Annotated in this window: 4 protein-coding genes; 3 read left to right on the forward strand and 1 reads right to left on the reverse strand. The window is 74.7% G+C overall.

Annotated features, from left to right (window positions below):
* Positions 1-15 precede the first annotated feature (15 nt).
* From AB0J55_RS20155 to AB0J55_RS20165, 3 genes are read left to right on the forward strand one after another with little or no spacing between them, the layout of a single operon-like run.
* Positions 16-19,671, forward strand: coding sequence for a non-ribosomal peptide synthase/polyketide synthase (locus AB0J55_RS20155; protein ID WP_364250214.1), 19,656 nt, complete (start codon positions 16-18; stop codon positions 19,669-19,671).
* Positions 19,668-20,921, forward strand: a complete 1,254-nt coding sequence (locus AB0J55_RS20160; RefSeq protein ID WP_364250217.1) for an MFS transporter — start codon at positions 19,668-19,670, stop codon at positions 20,919-20,921. The genes AB0J55_RS20155 and AB0J55_RS20160 overlap by 4 nt, the downstream gene beginning before the upstream one ends.
* Entirely contained in the window at positions 20,918-22,123 is a 1,206-nt protein-coding gene (locus AB0J55_RS20165) for a cytochrome P450 (RefSeq protein ID WP_364250220.1), read from the forward strand. Before AB0J55_RS20160 ends, AB0J55_RS20165 begins: the two co-directional genes overlap by 4 nt.
* Here the strand turns inward: AB0J55_RS20165 and AB0J55_RS20170 are convergent.
* Positions 22,093-23,400, reverse strand: a complete 1,308-nt coding sequence (locus tag AB0J55_RS20170) for an MFS transporter (RefSeq protein WP_364250223.1) — start codon at positions 23,398-23,400, stop codon at positions 22,093-22,095. The two genes, AB0J55_RS20165 and AB0J55_RS20170, sit on opposite strands and share 31 nt — an antisense overlap.
* Between the last annotated feature and the right edge of the window lie 14 nt (positions 23,401-23,414).

Below are 23,414 nucleotides of genomic sequence, written 5' to 3' on the forward strand. Positions count from 1 at the left end.
GAGGAAACGAAAGCGATGACCACCTCGAGGAAGAGCCGCATCGACGCGCTGCCCGCGGAGCTGCGGGAGACGCTCAAGCGCCGGCTGGCCGGCCGGGCGGAGCGGTCCGACGTCATCGGCCGGGCGCCGCGGGAGAACGCCCTGCCGCTGTCGTTCGCCCAGCAGCGGCTGTGGTTCCTCGACGAGTTCCGCCCGGGGGACGCCGAATACAACAGCGCCGTCGCGTTGCGACTGACCGGGCCGCTCGACACCGGCGCGCTCACCGGGGCGCTGGCGCAGCTGGTGGCCCGGCACGAGGCCCTGCGCACGACCGTCGACGACACCGGCGGGACCCCGGTGCAGGTCATCCACGCCGATCCGGAGATCCCGGTGCGGACGGTCGACCTGACCAGCGATCCCGCGCTGCGGCCGGCCGATCTCGACGAGGTGCTGGAGACCGAGTACAGCCGGTCGTTCGACCTGCGCCGCGGGCCGCTGGTGCGGCTGTTGCTGGTGCGGGTCGCCGAGGAGCACCACGTCCTGCTCGTCACCGCCCACCACGTCGTCACCGACGGCGAATCGATGGGCATCCTCGTCGGCGAGCTCGGCACGCTCTACGCCGCCGCCGTCCGCGGCGAGGCCGCCGAGCTGCCCGAACCGGCGGTCCAGTACGCCGATTTCGCCGTCTGGCAGCGAAACCGCCTCGCCGGGCCCGCCCTCGACCGGCACCTGGCCTACTGGACGACGCAGCTCGCCGGCGTCGAACCCCTCGACCTGCCGTCGGACCGGCCGCGGCCCGCCGTGCGCACGACGGCGGGGGCCGTCCACCACTTCCGCGTCCCGTCCGACGTCGCTGCCGGGCTGGCCGAGCTGGCGCGGGTCCACGACACCACGCTGTACACCGTCCTCGTCGCGGCCTGCCAGGTGCTCTTCGCCCGCTACACCGGCCGGACCGACATCGCCGTCGGCACCGTGGTGTCCGGCCGGAACCGGCCCGAGCTGCAGCGCACGGTCGGGTTCTTCGTCGACACCGTCGTCATCCGGTCCACTGTGGACATGACGACCCCGTTCGGGACGCTGCTCGACGCCGTCCGCACGACGGTCCTGGAATCCTTCGAGCACGCCGAAGCCCCGTTCGAGAAGCTCGTCGAGGCCCTGCGACTCGACCGTGATCCCAGCCGCACCCCGCTGTTCGACGCGATGGTGCTGCTGCACGGGAGCGCCGGCGGGCAGCCGGACTTCGGCGGCCTGACGGCCGAGCCGGTCGAGGTGACCCGCCGCGCGGCCAACTTCGACCTCACCGTCGAGTTCCAGCCGTCCGCCGACGCGCTCGAAGGGTCCCTGGAGTACAACACCGACCTGTTCGACGAGCGGACCGCCGTCGCACTGGGCGAGCACCTCACCGTCCTGCTGACCGCGATCGCCGCCGACGCGCGGCGCCCGGTCGGCGAACTGCCGCTGCTCACCGCCGCCGAAGAAAGCCGGCTGCTCACCGAGTGGAACGACACCGCGCTGGACGTCCCCGAGGCGACCGTCACCGAGCTGTTCGAGTCGCAGGCCCAGCGCAGCCCGGACGAGACCGCGCTCGTCGCCGGGGACGTCGCCCTGAGCTTCGCCGAGCTCAACGCGACGGCCAACCGCCTGGCCCGGCACCTCGTGACGCTGGGCGCCGGCCCGGAGCGGGTGGTGGCGCTCGCCCTCCCGCGCACCGCCGACGCGATCGTGGCCTTCCTCGCCGTGCTCAAGGCCGGCGCGGTGTACCTGCCGATCGACCCGGCCCTGCCCGCCGACCGGAAAGACCTGCTGCTGCGCGACTCCGGTGCCGAACTCGTCCTCGGACCGGCGGAAATCGCCGCCGCGAGCCCGGACCACCCCGGCACCGACCTCACCGACGCCGACCGGATCGCGCCGCTGCGGCCGGGCAACACCGCCTACGTCATCTACACGTCCGGGTCGACCGGCCGGCCCAAGGGCGTGGCCGTCCCGCACCGCAACCTGACGAACCTGCTCTTCAACCACCGCACCGACTTCGCCGTCCCGGGGCGGCGGCTGCGGGTCGCGTTGACGGCGACGCTGTCGTTCGACACATCGCTGGAAGGCCCGGTGCTCATGGCCGACGGCCACGAGCTGCACCTGATCGGCGAAGACGTCCGGCTCGACCCGGACGCGCTGGTGGACTACATCGCCGAACGCCGGATCGACTTCCTCGACCTCACCCCGACCTACCTGCGCCGGCTGGTCCCCGCCGGGCTGCTGACCGACCCGCGGCACCGGCCGAAGATCCTCATGCTGGGCGGCGAAGCCCTCGACGAACCGCTCTGGCGGGAACTCGCCGCCGCGGACGTCACGGTGGCGCACAACTTCTACGGCCCGACCGAGTACACAGTGGACGCCGTCTCGTGCCGGGTCGGCGCCACGGCCCGGCCGGTGCTGGGCCGCCCACTGGCCAACACCCGGGCCTACGTCCTCGACCAGGACCTGCGGCCGGTGCCCGCCGGCGTGCCCGGCGAACTCTGCCTCGCCGGGGCGCAGCTGGCGCGCGGCTACCTCGGCCGGCCGGGCCGGACCGCCGGCAGCTTCGTCGCGAATCCGTTCGGCGAGCCGGGGGAGCGGATGTACCGCACCGGCGACCGCGTCCGCTGGACCGCCGACGGGCAGCTGGAATACCTGGGCCGGCTCGACGACCAGGTGAAGATCCGCGGTTTCCGCGTCGAGCCCGGTGAGGTCGAGGCCGCGCTGGTGCGGCTGCCCGGTGTCGCCGCGGCCGTCGTCGTCGCCAACCGGCCCGAGGGCGGCCACGCCCGGCTGGTCGCCTACGTCGTCGGCGACGGAGAGGTCACGCCGGACGGGCTGCGCACGGCCCTGAGAGCCACGCTGCCCGACTACCTGGTGCCCTCGGCGTTCGTCCCGATCGACGCGATTCCGCTGACCCCGCAGGGCAAGGTCGACCGCCGGGCCCTCCCGGCCCCCGACGCGCCGGCGGACGGCGGCCGGACCTACGTGCCCGCCCGGACCGCCGTCGAGCACCAGCTGGTCGCGATCTGGTCCGAGGTGCTCGGCCACGACCGCATCGGCGTCGAGGACAACTTCTTCGGCCTCGGCGGCGACTCGATCCTCAGCATCCAGGTGGTCGCCCAGGCCCGGCAGGCCGGCCTGCGGCTCACCTCGCGCGACATCTTCCTGCACCAGACCATCGCCGGGCTCGCGACCGCGGTGCAGACCACCACGGCGCTCACCCCGGCGGCCGCCCCGGTCGCCGGTCCGGCCCCGCTCACCCCGATCCAGCACTGGTTCTTCGACACCCACGGCCCGCTGGCCCACTTCACCATGTCGCAGCTGCTGGAGCTGCCCGCCGACGTCGATCCGCAGGCGCTGCGGACCGCCCTCGACGCGGTCGTCGCCCACCACGAGGCCCTGCGGACCCGGTTCTTCACCGTCGACGGCCAGTGGCGGCAGGAGGTCACGCCGGCGCCGCCCACCGGCATCCTGCGGATCCGGGACCTGGCCTCGCTCGGCGACGCCGGGCAGCGCGCGGGCATCGAGGCCGCGGCCGCGCAGGTGCGCGCCGGGCTGGACCTGGCGACCGGCACCCTCGCCGGCGCGGCGCTGCTCGCCCGCGGCACCCGGCCGCCGCTGCTGTTCCTGGCCGTGCACCACCTGGTGGCCGACGGCGTGACGCTGCGGCTGCTGCTCGGCGACCTCGAAACCGCCTACGGCCAGGTCGTCGCCGGGGCGCCGGTCCGGCTCGCGGCCACGGGCACGCCGTTCACCCAGTGGGCGCACCTGCTGGAGCAGCACGTCCGGTCCGGCGGGTTCGACGACGACCTCGCACACTGGACGCAGGTGGCGAGCCGGGTCCCGCCGGCCCTGCCCGCCGACCACGCGGGCGCGGGCACCACCGGCTCGACCCGCACGCTGACCGTGACCCTCGGCGCGGAGGACACCGACGCGCTGCTGCACCAGGTGCCCGCGGCCTACCGGACGCAGGTCAACGACGTCCTGCTGAGCGCCCTCGGACGCGCGCTGGCCGACCGCACGCGGGAGGACGGCGTCCTGATCGCCCTGGAGGGCCACGGCCGCGAGGACGTCCTCGACGGCGTCGACCTGTCCCGCACGGCCGGCTGGTTCACCACGCAGTTCCCGGTGGCGCTCGACCTGCCGCCGTCGGGGGACTGGGGTGCGACGCTGAAGGCGGTCAAGGAACAGCTGCGGGCCGTCCCGCGCCGCGGCCTGAGCTACGAGGCGCTGCGCTACCTCGGCGGTCCCGGCGCGCCGGGGCACGCCCTCCAGGCGTTCCCGCTGCCGCAGATCTGCTTCAACTACCACGGCCGCTGGGACGCCCAGGCCGGTGCCGACGGGCTGTTCCGCGGCCGGCACGACAGCCCGGGCGCGGACATCGCCCCGGACGAGGCGAGCACCTACCAGCTGGACGTCACCGGCGTGGTGGAATCCGGCGAGCTGTCGCTGACGTGGTCCTACTCCGACCAGGTCAACGACGAAGCCACCGTCCGGGACCTCGCCGAAAAGATGCGGGCGAACCTGCGCGAGATCGTCGCCCACTGCGCGCAGCCCGGCAGCGGCGGCCGCACGCCGTCGGACTTCCCGCTGGCCCGGCTCGACCAGTCCACTGTGGACAGGATCGTGGGCGACGGCCGCGAGGTCGACGACATCTACCCGCTGACCCCGCTGCAGGCGGGCATGCTGTTTCACAGCCTGCTGGACCCCGCCGCCGACGCCTACGTCGACCAGGCCCGGATGCTCCTGGACGGGGTCCGCGAGCCCGACGCGTTCGCGCAGGCCTGGCAGCAGGTCGCCGACCGCACCCCGGTCCTGCGCACCGAGCTGGTCTGGGACGGCCTCGAGGACCCGCTGCAGGTCGTGCGGCGCCGGGCCGTCGTCCCGATCACCCGCCACGACTGGCGCGGGCTGTCCGAAGCCGAGCAGAACGCCCAGCTGGAGCGGCTTTCGGCCGAGGACGCCGCCACCGGCCTCGACCTCACCACCGCGCCGCTGATGCGGCTGGCCATCGTTGCCCTGACCCACGACCGCGTGCTGCTGATGTGGACCTCGCACCACATCGTGCTCGACGGCTGGAGCCTCGCCCAGATCTTCACCGAGGTGTGCGAGCAGTACGCCGCGATCACCGAGCACCGGATCCCGCGGGTGCCCGCGCACCGGCCGTTCCGCGACTACCTCGGCTGGCTCGCCGCCCAGGACGCCGCGGCCGCCGAAGACCACTGGCGCACGGTGCTGTCCGGGTTCGCCGCCCCGACCCCGCTGCCGTGGGACCGGCCCCCGGGCCAGGCGCACCGGACGCGCTCGTCACGCTCGATCCGGACGTCCTTGTCCACAAAGGACACCGACCGGCTGCGCGAGGTGGCCCGGCGCCACGGCCTGACCGTCAACACCCTCGTGCAGGGCGCCTGGGCGCTGCTGCTGGCCCATTCCGGCGGCGAGTCCGACATCGTGTTCGGCACCACCGTCTCCGGCCGCCCCGACGACCTGCCGGGCGTCGAGAACATGATCGGGATGTTCATCAACACCGTCCCGACGCGCACGCAGGTCGACAGCGGCGAGCGGGTGCTGACCTGGCTGCAGCGGCTGCAGGACGAGCAGAACCAGTCCCGCCGCTACGACTTCCTCGCCCTCGGGAAACTGCGCGCGCTCAGCGACGTCCCCTCGGGCGGGAACCTGTTCGACAGCATGGTCGCGTTCGAGAACTACCCCTTCGACGAGAACGCCGCCGCGCAGGCCGGCGTCACGCTGCGGGAGGTGACCGCGCTCGACGCCACGACGTTCCCGGTGACCCTGCGCGCCTACGCCGACCGGCAGCTGGGCTTCGAGCTCGCCACCGACCCGGCGCTGTTCGACGAGGACACCGCCACCGCCCTGGCGGCCCGGCTGGAGACCCTGCTGCTGGGGATGGCCGAGAACCCGGACCGCCCGATCGCGCGGCTGCCGTGGCTGCCGGACGGCGACCGTGCGGCGCTGGTCGCCGTCCGGCCGGCGTCGCTGCCCGCGCCCACCATCACCGAGCTGTTCGCCGCCCAGGTCGCGGCCCGCCCGGACGCGGTCGCGCTCACCGGCGACGGCGCCCGGTTCACCTACGCCGAGCTCAACGCGCGGGCGAACCGGCTGGCACACCGGCTGATCGCGCTCGGCGCCGGCCCGGAACGGTTCGTCGCCCTGCGCCTGCCGCGCTCGCCGGACCAGGTGATCGCGATCCTGGCCGTGCTCAAGGCCGGCGCCGCCTACCTGCCGATCGACCCGGCCACCCCGGCCGAACGCGTCGAGCGCATGCTCGCCGACACCGAACCCGTCGCCGTTCTCGCCCCCGAGGACGTCGACGTGGCCGACGGCCCGGACACCGACCCGCCGCCGCGCGGCACGCCGGACCACCCCGCCTACGTCATCTACACCTCCGGCTCGACCGGGCTGCCCAAGGGCGTGGTGATCCCGCACCGCAACGTCACCCGCCTGTTCGCCGCGACCGCCGGCCGGTTCGAGTTCGGCCCGGACGACGTCTGGACGCTGTTCCACTCCTACGCGTTCGACTTCTCGGTGTGGGAGATCTGGGGGCCGCTGCTGCACGGCGGCCGGCTCGTCGTCGTGCCGCACGTGGTGTCCCGTTCGCCGCGGGAGTTCCTGCGCCTGCTGGCCGACGAGGGTGTCACCGTGCTCAACCAGACGCCGTCGGCGTTCTACCAGCTCGTCCGCGCCGACGAAGACGATCCCGGTGCCCGCCTTGCGCTGCGGTACGTGATCTTCGGCGGCGAGGCACTGGACACGCGCCGGCTGGCCGGCTGGTTCGCCCGCCACGGCGACCGCGCGCCGCGGCTGGTGAACATGTACGGCATCACCGAAACCACCGTGCACGTCACCCACCACGACCTGCAGTCCGATGTGGACACTCCGGGGATCATCGGCACGCCACTGCCCGACCTGGCCGGCTACGTCCTCGACGCGGACCTCAACCCGGTCCCGGCCGGGGTGCCCGGCGAACTCCACGTGGCCGGCGACGGCCTGGCCCGCGGCTACCTCGGCCGGCCGGGGCTGACCGCCGCCCGGTTCGTCGCCGACCCGTTCGGCGCGCCCGGCTCCCGCATGTACCGGTCCGGCGACCGCGTGTCCCGCACTCGCGACGGCGCCCTGCGCTACCACGGCCGCGCCGACCAGCAGGTGAAGATCCGCGGCTTCCGCATCGAACCGGGCGAGATCGAGGCCACCCTGCTGGCCCTCCCGGACGTCCGCTCGGCGGCGGTGCTGGCCCGCGAGGACGAACCCGGCCGCAAGCGGCTGGTCGCCTACGTCGTCGCCGCGGCACCGGACGCCCCGCCCGGCACGGCCCGGCTGCGCGAGCACCTGGGCCGGACGCTGCCGGACTACATGGTGCCGTCGGCGTTCGTCATGCTCGGCGAGCTCCCCCTGACCCGCAACGGGAAACTCGACCAGCGGGCGCTGCCGGCGCCCGCCGCGACCGCGGCGGAAGACGCCGGGTTCGTCGAACCGCGCACCGGAACCGAACGCACGGTCGCCGCGGTCCTGGCCGCCACGCTCGGCTTGGAGCGCGTCGGGGCGGACGGCAACTTCTTCGAACTGGGCGGGGATTCCATTCTCAGCATCCGGTTCAGCTCCGCCCTGCGCGAAGCCTTCGGCGTCGACGTCTCGCCGCGGACGGTGTTCGACCACCCGACGGTGGCAGCGCTGGCGGCGGCCCTGCCCGCCGCGTCGGCCGCGGCGGTCACGGCGGCGATCACGCCGGTCGGCCGCGACGGCGAGCTGCCGCTGTCCTTCGCCCAGCAGCGCCTGTGGTTCCTCGACGACTTCGCGCCCGGCAGCACCGACCACGTCACAGTGTTCGGCGTGCGGCTGCGCGGCGACCTGCGCCCGGACGCGCTCGCCCGCGCGCTCACCGCGCTGATCGCCCGGCACGAGTCGCTGCGCACCACGTTCCCGGCCACCGACGGACGGCCCCGGCAGGAAGTGGGGGAGCCGTGGCAGCTCGCGCTGCCGGTGACCGAAGCTTCCGGTGAAGACGACCTGCGGCGGCTGCTGGCCGAGGACCTCGCCCGGCCGTTCGACCTCGCCCGCGGCCCGCTGCTGCGCGCCCGGCTGGTCCGGCTGGCCGCGGACGACCACGCCCTGGTCCTGGCGCTGCACCACATCATCACCGACGGCTGGTCGATGGGCGTCCTCGTCGGCGAGCTGGCCACCCTCTACGGCGACGAACGGGCCGAGCTCCCGCCGTTGCCGGTCCAGTACGCGGACTTCGCCGCCTGGCAGCGCGAACGCCTCACCGGCGAGTTCCTCGACGAGCAGCTCGGCTTCTGGCGGCGCGAGCTCGACGGCCTGCGTCCCCTCGACCTGCCGGCCGACCGCCCGCGCCCGGCCACCCGGACGTCGAACGGCGCCGAGCACGAGTTCACCCTGGACGCCGGGGCCCTGGCCGGACTGCGCCGGCTGAGCCGCGACCGGGACACCACCCTGTTCACGGCGCTGACCGCCGCCTGCCAGCTGGTGCTGCGGCGCTGGTCCGGCCAGGACGACGTCGCGGTCGGCACGGTGACCTCCGGCCGGGACCACCCGGAGGTGCAGGACCTGGTCGGCCTCTTCGTCAACACCGTCGTGCTCCGGTCCCGTGTGGACGGACGGCGGAGCTTCGGCGAGCTGCTCGGCACCGTCCGCCGGACCGTCCTGGACGCGTTCGCGCACCAGGAGGTGCCGTTCGAGCGGATCGTCGACGAGCTGAGCCCCGACCGCGACCCCAGCCGCACCCCGTTGTTCGAGGTCCTGGTCACGCTGCAGAACGCCGGCAACCGCCTGCCCGCCCTCGCCGGGCTCACGGCGAGCGAGCTGACGCTGCCGATGACCACCGCCGGGTTCGACCTGAGCGTCGAGTTCGAGGAGCGCCCGGACGGCCTGCGTGGCCTGCTGAACTACAACACCGACCTGTTCGACGCGGCCACGATGGTGCGGTTCGCCGAGCACCTCACGGTCCTGCTCACCGCCGTCGTCGCCGACCCGGACCGGCCTGTCGACGCGTTGCCGATGCTGCCCGCGGCCGAACAAGCCCTCGTCGTCGAGACCTGGAACGCCACGGCCAGATCGGTGCCGGAGACCACCGTCGTCGAGCTGTTCGAGGCGCTGGCCGCCCGGACCCCGCAGGCGACCGCGCTCGTCTGCGGTGACACGACCCTGACGTTCGCCGAGCTCAACGCCCGGGCCAACCGGATTGCCCGCGCCCTCGTGGCCCGCGGCGCGGGGCCCGAGCGCCTGGTCGCCGTCGCCCTGCCGCGCTCGGCCGAGCTGGTCGTCACCCTGCTCGCCGTCCTCAAGTCCGGTGCCGCCTACCTGCCCCTGGATCCGGAGCTGCCCGCCCGGAGGCGGGAAGGGCTGCTGGCGGATGCCCGGCCGATCCTCGTGATCACCGAACCGGTGGCCGCGGCGGGAACCGGCACGGATCTCGGCACACCCATCACCCCGGACCACGCCGCCTACGCGATCTACACCTCCGGCTCGACCGGCACGCCGAAGGGCGTCCTCGTCACCCACCGCGCCCTGGCCAACTTCGCCGTCGACCACGCGGGCCAGTTCACCGCGGCGGCCGGGAAGGACCGGCTGCGGGTCGCGCTGACCACCGCGTTCACCTTCGACGCGTCCTGGGAAACCGTGCTGCTGATGCTCACGGCCGGGCACGAGCTGCACGTGATCGACGCCGACACGCGGCTCGACCCCGCCCTGCTCGCCGGTTACGTCGCCGAGCACGAGATCGACCTGGTCAACTCGACGCCGTCGTTCGTCCGGCACCTCCTGGACGCCGGGTTCGGCGACCACCGGCCGTCCGTGCTGCTGATCGGCGGGGAAGCCGTCGGCGAGACGCTGTGGCGCGAACTGGGCGACCTCGACGGCGTCACCGCGTTCAACCTCTACGGCCCCACCGAATGCACGGTCGACGCCACCCTGTGCCGGATCGGCGAGACCCCGCGCGAGACGATCGGCCGCCCGCTCGGGAACGTGCAGGCCTACGTCCTCGACGACCGGCTGCGCCCGGCGCCGATCGGGGTGCCCGGCGAACTGCACCTGGCCGGCGTCCAGCTGGCCCGCGGCTATCTCAACCGGCCCGGGCTGACCGCGGATCGCTTCCGCGCCAACCCCTTCGGCCCGCCCGGGAGCCGGATGTACGCCACCGGCGACCGCGCTCGCTGGACCGCCGAGGGCCGGCTGGAGTACCTCGGCCGGGCCGACGACCAGGTCAAGATCCGCGGCTTCCGGATCGAGCCCGGCGAAGTGGAGGCGGCCCTGCGCGCCCTGCCCGAGGTCGCCGACACCGTGGTCGTCGCCCGTGACGGCCGGCTGGTCGCCTACGTCGTCCCGGGCTCCGCGGCGGATCCGCTGCGGCTGCGGACCGCGCTGAAGGAGACCCTGCCCGAGCACCTGGTGCCGTCGGTGTTCGTCCCCCTGGACCGGCTGCCGCTGGCCACCAGCGGCAAGGTCGACCGTCGCGCGCTGCCCGCGCCCGCCGTCCACCCGGCGCCTGCCGGGGGCCGGACCGCGCCGCGCACCGCAACCGAACGGCGGCTGGCGGAGATCTGGGCGGACGTCCTCGGCATCGAACAGCCGGGTGCCGACGACAACTTCTTCGCCCTCGGCGGGGATTCCATCCTCAGCATCCAGATCGTCTCCCGGGCCCGTCGGCAGGGCCTGCGGCTGACCTCCCGGGACGTCTTCCGCCACCAGACCATCGCCGAGCTCGCGCTCGTCGCCGCCGAACCGTCCGCCGAACCCGAAGCGGTCTTCTCCGGCTCGGCGCCGCTCACGCCGATCCAGCGGTGGTTCTTCGAAACCGGCCACCACGACCACTTCACGATGTCCACGCTCGCCGAGCTCGACCCGGACGTGGACCTGGGGGCCCTCGAAACGGCGTTGGGCGCGGTGCTGGCCCGCCACGACGCCCTGCGCACCCGGTTCACCCGCACCGAGGCCGGGTGGCGGCAGGAGTTCCGGCCCGACGCGGAAATCCCGGCGCTCCGGCGAGTGTCCGATGTGGACACCAGTACCGTCGCGGCCGAAGCGCGCGCCACCTTGCGGGTCGAGGGCGGCCCGCTGGCCGCGCCCGTCCTGATCACGTCTCCCGGGCAGCCGCCGCGGCTGCTGCTCGTCGTCCACCACCTGGTGATCGACGGCGTGTCCTGGCGGATCCTGTTCGACGACCTGGACACCGCCTACCGCCAGGTCGCCGCCGGGCAGCCGATCGACCTCGGCCCGGCGCCGGCGAGCTACCTCCGCTGGGCGGACCGCCTCGCCCGGCACAGCTTCGACGCCGAACTGCCGTACTGGACCGAAGCACTCGACGGCGTCGACCCGCAGCTGCCGGTGGACGCGGCGGGGGAGAACACCGCCGGCAGCGCCCGCACGGTCACCGTCCGCTTGGACGCCGACGCGACCGACGCCCTGCTGCACCGGGTGCCGGACGTCTACCGCACGCAGATCAACGACGTCCTGCTCAGCGCCCTCGGCCGGGTGCTCGCCCGCTGGACCGGCCGCGACCGCGTCCTGGTCTCCCTGGAGGGACACGGCCGCGAGGAGCTTTTCGACGACCTCGACCTTTCCCGCACGGTCGGCTGGTTCACCGCCGAGTATCCGGTCGCGCTGACCGTCCCGCCTGCCGAGGACTGGGGCCCGACGCTGAAAGCCGTCAAGGAGCAGCTGCGGGCCATCCCCGGCAAGGGCCTCGGCTACGGCGCGCTGCGGCGGCACGACGATCCGGTACCGCAGATTTCCCTGAACTACCACGGACAGTGGACCGCCGGCGGCGGCGACGGCGGCCTGTACCGCGGCTGGGGCGCCGACCTCGGCGACGACATCGACCCGGAGCGGCCGCGCACGGCCCTCCTGGACGTCGTCGGCATCGTCGCGGGCGGGCAGCTCGAACTCGCCTGGACCTACGCCCCCGGCTTGCACCGCGAAGACACCGTCCGCGGGCTCGCCGAACAGGTCCTCACGGCCCTGCGCGAGATCGTCCGGCACTGCGCCACCCCGGGGGCCGGCGGCCGCACGCCGTCGGACTTCCCCCTCGCCCGGCTGAGCGCGGCCGAACTGGACACCGTGGCCGGCGACGGCCGCGCGGTCGAGGACGTCTACCCGCTGACCCCGCTGCAGGCCGGGATGGTGTTCCACACCCTGCTCGACGACGGCTCCCCGGCCTACTTCGAGCAGGTCCGCATCCGCCTCGCCGGGGTCGCCGACCCCGCCGCGCTCGCCGCGGCCTGGCAGCGGGTGGCCGACCGGACCCCGGTGCTGCGCACCCGGCTCGTCTGGACCGGCGTCGAAGAGCCCGTCCAGGTGGTGGACCGCACGGCGACCCTGCCGGTCGTCCACCACGACTGGCGCGGCCTCGGGCAGGCAGAGCGCGAAAGCGCCCTGGCGGAGGCGCTGGCCGCCGACCGCGCGGTCCCGTTCGACCTCACCCGGGCCCCGCTGACCCGGCTGACGATCGCCGCCCTCCCCGGCGACGAGGTCGACCTGATCTGGACCTCCCACCACGTCCTGTTCGACGGCTGGAGCTCCGCACAGCTCTTCGCCGAAGCCTGCGAGCAGTACGCCGCCACGACCGCCGGCGTCCGGCCCGCCCTCGTCACCCGCCGGCCCTACCGGGACTACCTCGGCTGGCTGGCCGAGCGCGACCAGGCCGCGGCGGACGCGTTCTGGCGCGAGACCCTGGCCGGCTTCGAAGCCCCGACCGCGTTGCCCTACGACCGCCCGCCGTCCGAAGCCCACCAGTCGCGGTCCACCGATTCGGTCCGGACCGAGCTGGCCCCGGCCGCGACGCTGCGGCTGCGGGAGTTCGCCCGCACGCACGGCCTCACCGTGAACACCCTCGTGCAGGGCGGCTGGGCCCTGCTGCTGGCCCTGCACTCCGGCGACCGGGACGTCGTCTTCGGCACCACCGTCTCCGGCCGCCCGGCCGACCTGGCCGGCGTCGAGACCATGATCGGGCTGTTCATCAACACCGTCCCCACCCGCGTCCGCGTCGACGGCACCCTGCCGGTCGCCGAGTGGCTCGGGCGGCTGCAGGCGGCCCAGAGCGAGGCCCGCGACCACGACTTCGTGTCGCTGGCCCGGCTGCGCCCGCTCAGCGACGTCGCCGCGGGACAGAACCTGTTCGCCAGCATGGTCGTGTTCGAGAACTATCCGATCAGCGAACCCGCCACCGCGGGCGCGCCGCGGGTCGTCGAGGTCGCCTCGGCCGACGCCACGAACTTCCCGCTGTGCCTGCGGGCGTCCCTGGACGAGAGCCTCGCCCTCGACCTCGCCTACGACCCGGCCCTGTTCGACGCCGCCACCATCACGGGCCTGACCGACCGCCTCGTGTCGCTGCTCGACGCCGTCACCGCCGACGCCGGGCGGCCCCTGGCGCGGGTGCCGTGGACCGGCGCGGCCGAACGCGCCCGGGTCCTCGCCGACGCGCACGGTCTCAGCGCCGCCGGGACGCCGTCCACCGTGCCCGCGCTGTTCGCCGACCAGGTCCGGCGTCACCCGGACGACCCCGCCGTGCTGGCCGGCGACCAGGTCCTCACCTACGCCGGGCTCGACGAGCGGGCCAACCACCTGGCGCACCGCCTGGCCGGGCTCGGCGCGGGCGCGGAGAACCGGATCGGCCTGCTGCTCGAACCGTCGGTGGATCACGTGGTCGCCGAACTCGCCGTGCTCAAGGCCGGCGCAGCCTACGTTCCCCTGGACACCCGGGCGCCGCACGAGCGCCTGCGTTCCGTGCTCGCCGAAGCCGGGGTGTCAGTCGTGGTGGCCGGCGACACCTGGGTCGCGACCGCCGAAGCCGTCCACAGTGGACCGGTGCTGACCGTCGGCGGACAGCGGTCGCCGTCCGCGCCGGAATCCGCGGTGGGGCCGGAAAACCTCGCCTACGTGATGTACACCTCCGGCTCCACCGGCGTCCCCAAGGGCGTCGCCGTGCGCCACCGCGACATCACCGCGCTGGCCCAGGACAGCCGCTTCACCGGCGGCGCCCACACACGGGTCCTGGCCCACTCGCCGCTGGCCTTCGACGCCTCCACCTACGAACTGTGGGTCCCGCTGCTCACCGGCGGCGCGACGGTCCTGCCCGGCGGCCCCGACCTGACCGTCGAGTCGTTGCGGCGCGCGGTTTCCGCGCACGAGGTCACGTCCGCGTGGCTGACCGCGGGCCTGTTCCGGCTGCTCGCCCAAGACGCCCCGGACGCCCTCCGTGGCCTGCGCGAGGTGTGGACCGGTGGCGACGTCGTCCCGCCCGCCGTGGTCCGGGCGGTCCAGGCCGCCTGCCCCGGCCTGGTCGTGGTCGACGGCTACGGCCCCACCGAAACCACCACCTTCGCGACGTCGTTCCGGATCCCCGGCGAGGCGGTGCCCGAACCGGTGCCGATCGGCCGTCCCCTGGACGGCATGCGCGCGTACGTGCTCGACGCCGAGCTGCGGCCGCTGCCCGCCGGGGCGCCCGGCGAGCTGTGCCTGGCCGGCGCGGGCCTGGCCCGCGGCTACCTCGGCCGGCCCGGCCTGACCGCCGAGCGGTTCGTCGCCGACCCGTTCGGCGCGCCGGGGGAGCGGATGTACCGCACCGGCGACGTCGTCCGGCGCGGACCCGGCGGGGAACTGGTGTTCCTCGGCCGCTCCGACGACCAGGTCAAGCTGCGCGGGTTCCGCATCGAGCTCGCCGAGGTCGAAGCCGTGCTGGCCGCCCACCCGGCGGTCGCCCAGGCGGTCGCGACCGTGCACACGGACTCCTCCGGGACCCGCCGGCTGCTCGCCCACGTCGTCCTCGAGCGCGCCGCCGATCCCGGTGAGCTGCGCGCGCACGCCGCGGCGGCGCTGCCCGAGTACATGGTCCCGGCCGCCGTCCTGGTGCTGGCCGAGCTCCCGTTGAACCGCAACGGGAAGGTCGACCGCCGCGCGCTGCCCGCGCCGGACGGCCCGATGCCGTCGCAACGGCCCTACGCCGAGCCGTCGACGGCGACCGAGCGTGCCGTCGCCGGGATCTGGCAGCGGCTGCTCGGCGTCGAGCGGGTCGGGGCGCAGGACAACTTCTTCGAGCTCGGCGGCGACTCGATCCTCAGCATCCGGCTGGTTTCCCGGCTGCTGGCCGAATGCGGCGTGTCGCTGTCGCCGCGGGCGGTGTTCGCCCACCCGACGGTGTCCCGGCTCGCCGCCGCCGTCGAAACCGTCGGCGCCACCGACCGGGACCCGATCCCGGCGGTGCCCCGCGACGGCGAGCTGCCGCAGTCCTTCGCCCAGCAGCGGCTGTGGTTCCTCGACGAGTTCGAGCCGGGCGGCACCGAGTACGTCACCAGCTCCGCCGTGCGCCTGCGCGGCGAACTGGACGCCGAAGCGCTCGCCGGGGCGTTCACCGCGCTGGTGGCCCGGCACGAGCCGCTGCGCACCACGTTCGGCTCCGCCGACGGGCACGGCGTCCAGGTCGTGCACCCGCCGTCGCCGGTGCCGCTGCCGGTCGTCGACGCCCGGGAGGAGGACCTCGCGGAGATCCTGCGCGCCGACGGCGAACAGCCCTTCGACCTCAGGAAAGGGCCACTGCTGCGGGCGAAGCTGATCCGGCTGGCGCCGCGGGAGCACGTGCTCACGGTCGCGGTGCACCACATCGTCACCGACGGCTGGTCGAACGGGCTCATCGCCGAAGAGGTCGGCACGTTCTATGCGGCCGCCCTGCGCGGCGAGCCGGCGGACCTGCCGCCGCTTCCGGTGCAGTACGCGGACTTCGCGGCCTGGCAACGCGGCCGGCTCGCCGAGCGCGTCCTGTCCGGCCAGACCGAGTACTGGACCGAGCGCCTGCGCGACCTCACCCCCCTCGAACTGCCCACCGACCGGCCCCGCCCGCCGGTGCGCACCACCCGCGGCGCGACGCACGAGATCGTCGTCCCGGCGGCGGTGACCACCCGGCTCGAGCAGGTGAGCCGGCAGCGCGAGACGACCCTGTTCACCACGCTCGTCGCCGCGTGCCAGGTGCTGCTCGGCCGCTGGGCGGGCCAGGACGACGTCGCCGTCGGCACGGTCACCTCCGGCCGGGAACGGCCGGAACTCGAAGGACTGGTCGGGTTCTTCGTCAACACGCTGGTGCTGCGCTCGCGGGTCCGCCCGGACCTGGCCTTCACGACGTTCCTGGACGAGGCCGCCGCGGGCGTCCGCGCGGCGTTCGACCACCAGGACCTGCCGTTCGACCGGGTCGTCGACGCGGTCCAGCCGGGCCGCGACCCGAGCCGCACGCCGCTGTTCCAGGTGATGGTGGTGCTGCAGAACAGCCCCCGCGAAGCGGCTCGCCTGCCGGGCCTGGAGACCGAGGAGCTCCCGCAGCCGGCGACGGCGGCGAACTTCGACCTCACGCTCGAGTTCCAGCAGGACGCCGGCGTGCTGCGGGCGGCGCTGACGTACAACACGGACCTGTTCGACGCCGCCACGATCGACCGGCTGGCCGCGCACCTCGGGGTGCTGCTGGCGGGTGTCGCGGACGACCCGGACCGCCCGGTGTCCCGGCTGCCCCTGATCGGCCCGGCCGAGCGTGACCTGGTGCTGGGCACCTGGAACGAGACGGCCTGCCCGGTCGGGCCGGAGACGCTGCCCGAGCTGGTTTCGGCCCGCGCACGCCGGACACCGGACGCGACGGCGGTGATCGCGGGCGAGACCCTGACGTATGCCGAGCTGGACGCCCGCGCGGGCCGGCTGGCCCGGGTGCTGGCCGGCCACGGCATCGGCCCGGAGCGGATCGTGGCGCTGGCGCTGCCGCGGTCGGCGGAGATCGTGGTGGCGCAGCTGGCGGTGTGGAAGGCGGGCGGGGCGTTCGTCCCGGTCGACCCGACCTACCCGCTCGAACGCATCACGTTCATGCTGTCCGACGCCCGCCCGGCGCTGGTCCTCACCCTGGACGGCCTGGCACCCCCGGTGCCCGAAGGCGTGCCGGTGCTGACCCTGGACGACCCGGCGCTGTTCGACGGTGAGCCCGCCCCGGCGGTCCCCGTCCGTCCGGAACACCCCGCGTACGTCATCTACACCTCCGGCTCCACCGGCCGCCCCAAGGGCGTCGTCGTCACCCACGCCGGCCTGGCCGGGTTCGCCGCCGCCGAAGCCGAGCACCTCCGGGTCGCCGAGGGCGACCGCGTCCTGGCCTACTCGTCGCCGAGCTTCGACGCCTCGATCCTCGAACTCTGCCTGGCGTGGGCGTCCGGCGCCGCGCTCGTCGTGGTGCCACCCGAACCGCTGCTCGGCGAGCCCCTCGCCGAATTCCTCGCCACCCACCGGATCACCCACACCCTGATCCCGCCGGCCGCGCTGGCCACCGTGCCGGCGAGCGACCTGCCGGACCTGCGCACGCTCGTCGTCGGCGGGGACGCCTGCCCGCCCGAGCTCGTCGACCGGTGGGCCCCGGGACGGCGGATGATCAACGCGTACGGCCCCACCGAGTCGACCATCGTCGCGACCTGGAGCGAGCCCCTGGCTCCCGGCACGCCGCCCCCGATCGGCCGGCCCATCCCGAACACCCGCGCCTACGTGCTCGACGCCGCGCTCCAGCCGGTGCCGATCGGCGTGGCCGGCGAACTGTACGTGGCCGGGCCGAGCCTGGCCCGCGGCTACCTCGACCGGCCCGGCCTCACCGCCGACCGGTTCACCGCCGACCCGTTCGGTGCGCCGGGGGAGCGGATGTACCGCACCGGCGACGTCGTCCGCTGGACCGCGGCCGGGCAGCTGGAGTTCACCGGCCGGGCCGACGACCAGGTCAAGGTCCGCGGCTTCCGGATCGAACTGGGCGAAGTCGAAGCGGCACTGACCCGGCACGCGAGCGTGGCCTCCGCCGTCGCCGCGGTCCAGCAGGATTCCTCGGGCCACAAGCGCCTGGTCGCCTGCTTCGTCACCGCGCCGGGGGCGGAGCCGGTCGGCGCCGCCGGCCTGCGCGAGTTCCTGGGCCGGTCGCTGCCCGGGCACCTGGTGCCCTCGGCGCTGCTGGAACTGCCCGCCCTGCCGCTCGGCCCGAGCGGCAAGGTCGACCGCCGCGCCCTGCCCGTGGTCGCCGCCGCGGCCGAGCCCGCCACCCGGCACGTCGAGCCGGTGACCCCGGCCGAGCGGGCGCTGTGCGAAATCTGGGCCCAGGTCCTCGGCCTGGAGCGGGTCGGCACCGCGGACAACTTCTTCGAGCTGGGCGGGGATTCCATCCTCAGCATGCAGGTCGTGTCCCGGGCCCGGCAGGCCGGGCTTCGGGTGTCCACAAAGGACATCTTCCTGCACCAGACCGTCGCCGCGCTGGCCCCGGAAGCCGGCGCGGTGACCGAAGAGGCGGCGGCGGACGGGCCGGTCGTCGGCGACGTGCCGCTGACCCCGATCCAGGACTGGTTCTTCGCCACCCACACCGTCAACCCGCACCACTTCAACCAGTCGATGCTGGTCGAGCTGGCCGACGGCTTCGACGCCGGCGCGCTCGAGCGGGCGCTGGCCGCGGTGTGGACCCACCACGACGCCCTCCGCATGCGGTTCACCCGCACCGAAGAGGGCTGGCAGCAGCACAACGACGGCGTCGAGCCGGTGCCACGGCTGCGCCACGAGGACCTGACCGCCGTGGCCGGAGCCGACCGGGCGGCCGCGCTCGGCCGGATCGCCGACGACGTCCACGCCGGCTTCGACCTGACCGGAGGCCCGCTGCTGGCCGCCGTCCTGGTCACCGCCGAGCCGGCGTGGCGGCCGCGGCTGTTCCTGGCCGCGCACCACGTCGTGGTCGACGCCGTCTCCTGGCGCATCCTGCTCGACGACCTCGACACCGCCTACCGGCAGGCCACCCGGGGCGTCCCGGTCGACCTCGGCCCGCGGACGACGTCGTTCCGGGACTGGGCGCACCGCCTGCGCGACCACGTCCGCGCCGGCGGCTTCGACGACGAACTGCCGTACTGGACCGGCCTGCCGGCCGCCGGCGAGCTGCCGGTGGACCACGACACCGCGGTCACCGGCACCGCGGAGGTCGTCGTGACGCTCGACGCCGGCGACACGAACGCCCTGCTGCGCTCGGCGCCCGCGGCCTACCGCACGCGCGTCAACGAAGTCCTGCTCACCGCACTGGCCTGGGCGCTGGCCCGGTGGACCGGGCGCCCGGACGTGGCGATCGCCCTGGAGGGCCACGGCCGCGAGGACGTCCTCGACGGCGTCGACCTCAACCGGACGGTCGGCTGGTTCACCACGCTGTTCCCGGTCACCCTGTCCATCGCGGACACCGAGGGGGACGACTGGCGGACGCTCGTCAAGTCCGTCCGCAAGCAGCTGCGGGCCGTGCCCGGCAACGGGTTCGGCTTCGGCGCCCTGCGCCACCTCGGCGACCCGGAGGTGCGGGAGCGGCTCGCGGGAAGCAGTCCGCAGATCTCGTTCAACTACCTCGGCCAGTGGGACGGCTCCGGGGCCGCCGCGACGACGTCCGGCAGCCTCTACGCGGCCGTCCGCGGGTCGCTCGGCCTCGACCACGATCCGGCCGAGCACCACCCGCACCTGCTCGACCTGGTCGGCGCGGTGCAGGACGGCGAACTGGTGTTCTCCCTGATCTACCAGCCCGGCCGGCACGACCGGCGGACGGTCGAAGCGGTGGCCGGCGACTTCGCCACCGCGCTGCGGCGGATCGCCGCCGACTGCCAGGCCCCGGCCCGCCGGAAGGAGCGGCGGTGACCACGCGCCTTTCGCGGAACCGGAACTACCAGCTGCTGTGGGGCAGCCAGGCGCTGTCGGAAGCCGGGTTCAGCGCGTCGATGATCGCGTTGCCGCTGCTGGTGCTGACGGTGACCGGCTCGCCGGCGCTGTCCGGGCTGGTGCTCGGCGTCGACGCGATGGCCCAGCTGGTCGCGGGGCTGCCCGCGGGCGCGCTGGCGGACCGCTGGGACCGCAAGAAGATCCTGCTCGGCTGCGAGGCGGTCTACGCGCTGGCGGTGGGGAGCCTGGCGGCGGCGATCTGGTGGGACGTCGTGAGCGTCCCCCAGCTCGTCGCGGTCGCGGCGGTGATGGGCTGCTGCCGGTCGCTGTTCGGCCCGGCCGAAGGCGCGATGCTGGCCGGGGTCGTGCCCGCGGCCCAGCTGCCCACCGCGGTGGCGATGAACTCCGCGCGCGGCGCGCTCGGCCAGCTGTCGGGCACCGCGGCCGGCGGGTTCCTCTACGGCCTCGGACGGGCCGTCCCGTTCGCCTTCGACGTGCTCGTCCACCTCGTTTCGCTGGTCGCGCTGGTCTTCGTCCGGGCGCCGCGCCCCGAAGCCGCGCCGGCCGGCGGCGGGCACCTCGGCCGGGAGATGGCCGAGGGGCTGCGCTGGGTGTGGAGCGAGCGGCACGTGCGCGTCACGGTGGCGTGCGCGGTGAGCCTGAACTTCTTCTTCAGCGCCTACTACATCGTCATCATCGTGCTGGCCAAGGAACGCGGCGTGACTTCGGGCGAGATCGGCGTGATGGCCGCGATGCTCGGCGTCGGCGGGGTGGCAGGGTCGCTGATCGCGCCGTACCTGCAGCGGCGGCTGCGGCCCTACATCTCGATCGTCAGCGTGTTCTGGGTGCTGACCCTGCTGACCCCGCTGGCGGCCGCGATCCACGACGGCTACCTGCTGGGCGCGCTGTTCGTCGCGATGGCCCTGCTCCCGCCGACCGCCAACACGACGATCGGCACCTACCAGCTGCTGCTGACCCCCGACCGGCTGCGCGGCCGGCTGACCAGCGTGATGGGCGTGATCGGCGGGGTGTCCGCGGCGACCGGGCCCGCGTTCGGCGGCCTGGTGGTCCAGGCGTTCCCCGGCACCGACGCGGTCCTGCTGTGCGCGGCCGGGATCGCCCTGGTGACGCTGGTCGTCACGGTCAGCCCCACCCTGCGGCGGTTCCCCCGCGCCGACACCCTCGTCCCCGCGTCCGAGCCCACGACTACCGAGGAGAAAACCCCATGACAACCCAGGAATCCGGCCTCTCCTTCGCCTTCGAGGAGCTGCTGGCCCGTGCGGCCGAGCTGCGCGAGCGCGGCCCGGTGCACCACGACGAGGAACGCGGCCTGTGGCGGGTGCTCGACCACGCGTCCGTCTCGCGGGTGCTGTCCGACCCGGCCACGTTCTCGTCCGACTTCAGCGGGCTGACCCCGGTCCAGGAGGACTTCGAGACCTTCCGCAAGGGCAACTTCGTCGGGATGGACCCGCCGGACCACCGCAAGCTGCGCACCCTGGTCAGCCAGGCGTTCACCCCGCGCGTGGTGGCCGGCCTGGAGCCCCGGATCCGCGTGATCGCCGGCGAGCTGCTGGACGAGGTCGCCGGGCAGTCCCGCTTCGACGTGGTGGACGCGCTCGCCTACCCGCTGCCGATCATCGTGATCGCGGAGCTGCTCGGCGTCCCGGTCGCGGACCGCCCGCTGTTCACCCGCTGGGCGCAGGTGCTGTTCAGCGGCGACCAGCTGGGCGAATCGGCGGACATGGAGGACATCCAGCGCGCGCTGGACGCGATCGCGCCGACGATCCGCGAGATGAACGCCTACATCCTCGACCACATCCGCCACCACCGCGCCCACCCCGGCCCGGGCCTGACGAGCCGGCTGGTGGAGGCGGAGTTCAACGGCGAGCGGCTCGAGGACCAGGAGATCGTCGGGTTCGTGGCGCTGCTGCTGATCGCCGGCCACATCACCACGACGGCGCTGCTGGGCAACGCGGTGGTGACGTTCGACCGCAACCCGGTCACCGCGGCGGCGCTGCGGTCGAACCAGGGCGGCCTGCCGGCGGCGCTGGAGGAGGTGCTCCGGCTGCTGCCGCCGTTCCCGGAGCTGGGCCGCCGCACGACGGCGGAGGTCGAGCTGGGCGGCCACCGGATCCCCGCGAACGCGATCCTGATGGCGGACCTGGCGGCGGCCAACCGCGACCCGGCGGTCTTCGCCCGCCCGGAGGTGTTCGACCCGGAGCGCGCCCCGAACCCGCACCTGACGTTCGGCCACGGCATCCACTTCTGCTTCGGCGCGCCCCTGGCCCGGCTGGAGGGCCGGATCGCGTTCGAGGTGCTGTTCGAGCGGTACCGGGACCTGGCGGTCGCGACGGACGCCCCGGTGGTGTTCCAGAACCCGTCGGTGATCGTGAGCGTGCGTCACCTGCCGCTGGACGTGCGGCCGGCCTGACACCGGGCGTCGAGCCGCGCCACGACCACCGCGAGACCGGTGGTCGCGGCGGCCCCGAGCAGGAGGACCGGCCCGCGTTCGCCGACCGCCCCGGCGAGCGCGGCCCCGGCGGCCGCCATGGCGACCTTGAGCCCGGCGCTGGTGACGAAAACCTGCGCCTGGGCCCCGGCCGGCGCGTAGGCCCCGCGGGCGGCGAGGGTCGCGGTGAAGGAGGTCGCGTTCAGCAGGCCGAGCACGCCGAACCCGGCGAGGGCGTACCCGGGGGCGAGCGCGCACAACGCGGTGGCCACCGCCATGGCGGCGAAGAGCCGGGTGGCGAGGGTTTCGGGTTCGCCTTTGAGGGGCCAGACGGTGACGAGGGCGGAGCCGAGCAGGCTCCCGGCGCCGTAGGAGACGGTCAGGGCGGCCCCGGCGGCGGCGCTCCCGTGGAGTTCGGCCCCGAACCGGACGGCGATGACGGGCAAGGCCCCGAGTTCGACGGCCCCGAGCAGGGTGAGCAAGGTAACCCGCCGCAGCGGCGGCCGGCGGAGAAGGACCCCGAGGCCGGCCCGGAGGCTCACGGCGGCGGCGGTGGTCGCCCGGCCGGCGAGCGGGAGGGTGAGGACGAGAAGGCCCCCGGCGAGGGCGCCACCGGCCAGGACGAGGACGGCGTGGAGGGGGCTGGAGAGCGCGGTGAGAGAGGCCGCGGCAGCGGGACCGGCGGTGTTGCCGACCCCGTAGGTGAGCGCATCCCAACCGCGGCGGCGCCGGTCTGTGGTGGTGTCGGCGGGGGTGCTGGTGCTGCGGCTCGGGGCGGGGGAGCGCGGCGCGGTCGCGAGAGCGCCGGTGCCGCAGCATGCGCTCGTTGCGCCACTGGCGGCGGCGGTGCCGCGGCCGCCGCCCGGGCCGAGGACCAACGCATCCCGGCCCGGGCGCAGGTCGCCCAGGACGCTGCTCAACCCGCCGGTCAACAGCGGCCCGCAGGCTCCGGCGAGCGCCACCGCCGCGATCGGCACCGCCGTCGGGAGGCGTCCCAGTGCCCAAGCGCCCGCCGCCAGCGCCACTCCGTACCCCACGTACGCCGCCGCGAGGAGGCGGCGGCGGTCGGCCGCCCGGTCCAAGCGGGCCGCCAGCCACGGGCCCGCCAGATGCGGGGCGTTGAGCGCCGCGACCAGCAGTCCGCCGACCGCCGCGGGCTGGTGGCGGTCCGCCGCCAGGAGCAGGAGCCCCACCGTTGCTCCGCTGTCGGCGCCGCGGACCAGCACCGCCGCCGTCAGGTACCGCGCCAGGCCGGACATCACACCCCCGTCAC

This window comes from Amycolatopsis sp. NPDC049688 (assembly GCF_040674975.1).
GTDB lineage: Bacteria > Actinomycetota > Actinomycetes > Mycobacteriales > Pseudonocardiaceae > Amycolatopsis.

Excerpts from the sequence above, each read along its gene's own strand:
- AB0J55_RS20165 (WP_364250220.1), top strand. The coding sequence starts at position 20,918 with ATGACAACCCAGGAATCCGGCCTCTCCTTCGCCTTCGAGGAGCTGCTG.
- AB0J55_RS20170 (WP_364250223.1), bottom strand. The coding sequence starts at position 23,400 with ATGTCCGGCCTGGCGCGGTACCTGACGGCGGCGGTGCTGGTCCGCGGC.
- AB0J55_RS20155 (WP_364250214.1), top strand. The coding sequence starts at position 16 with ATGACCACCTCGAGGAAGAGCCGCATCGACGCGCTGCCCGCGGAGCTG.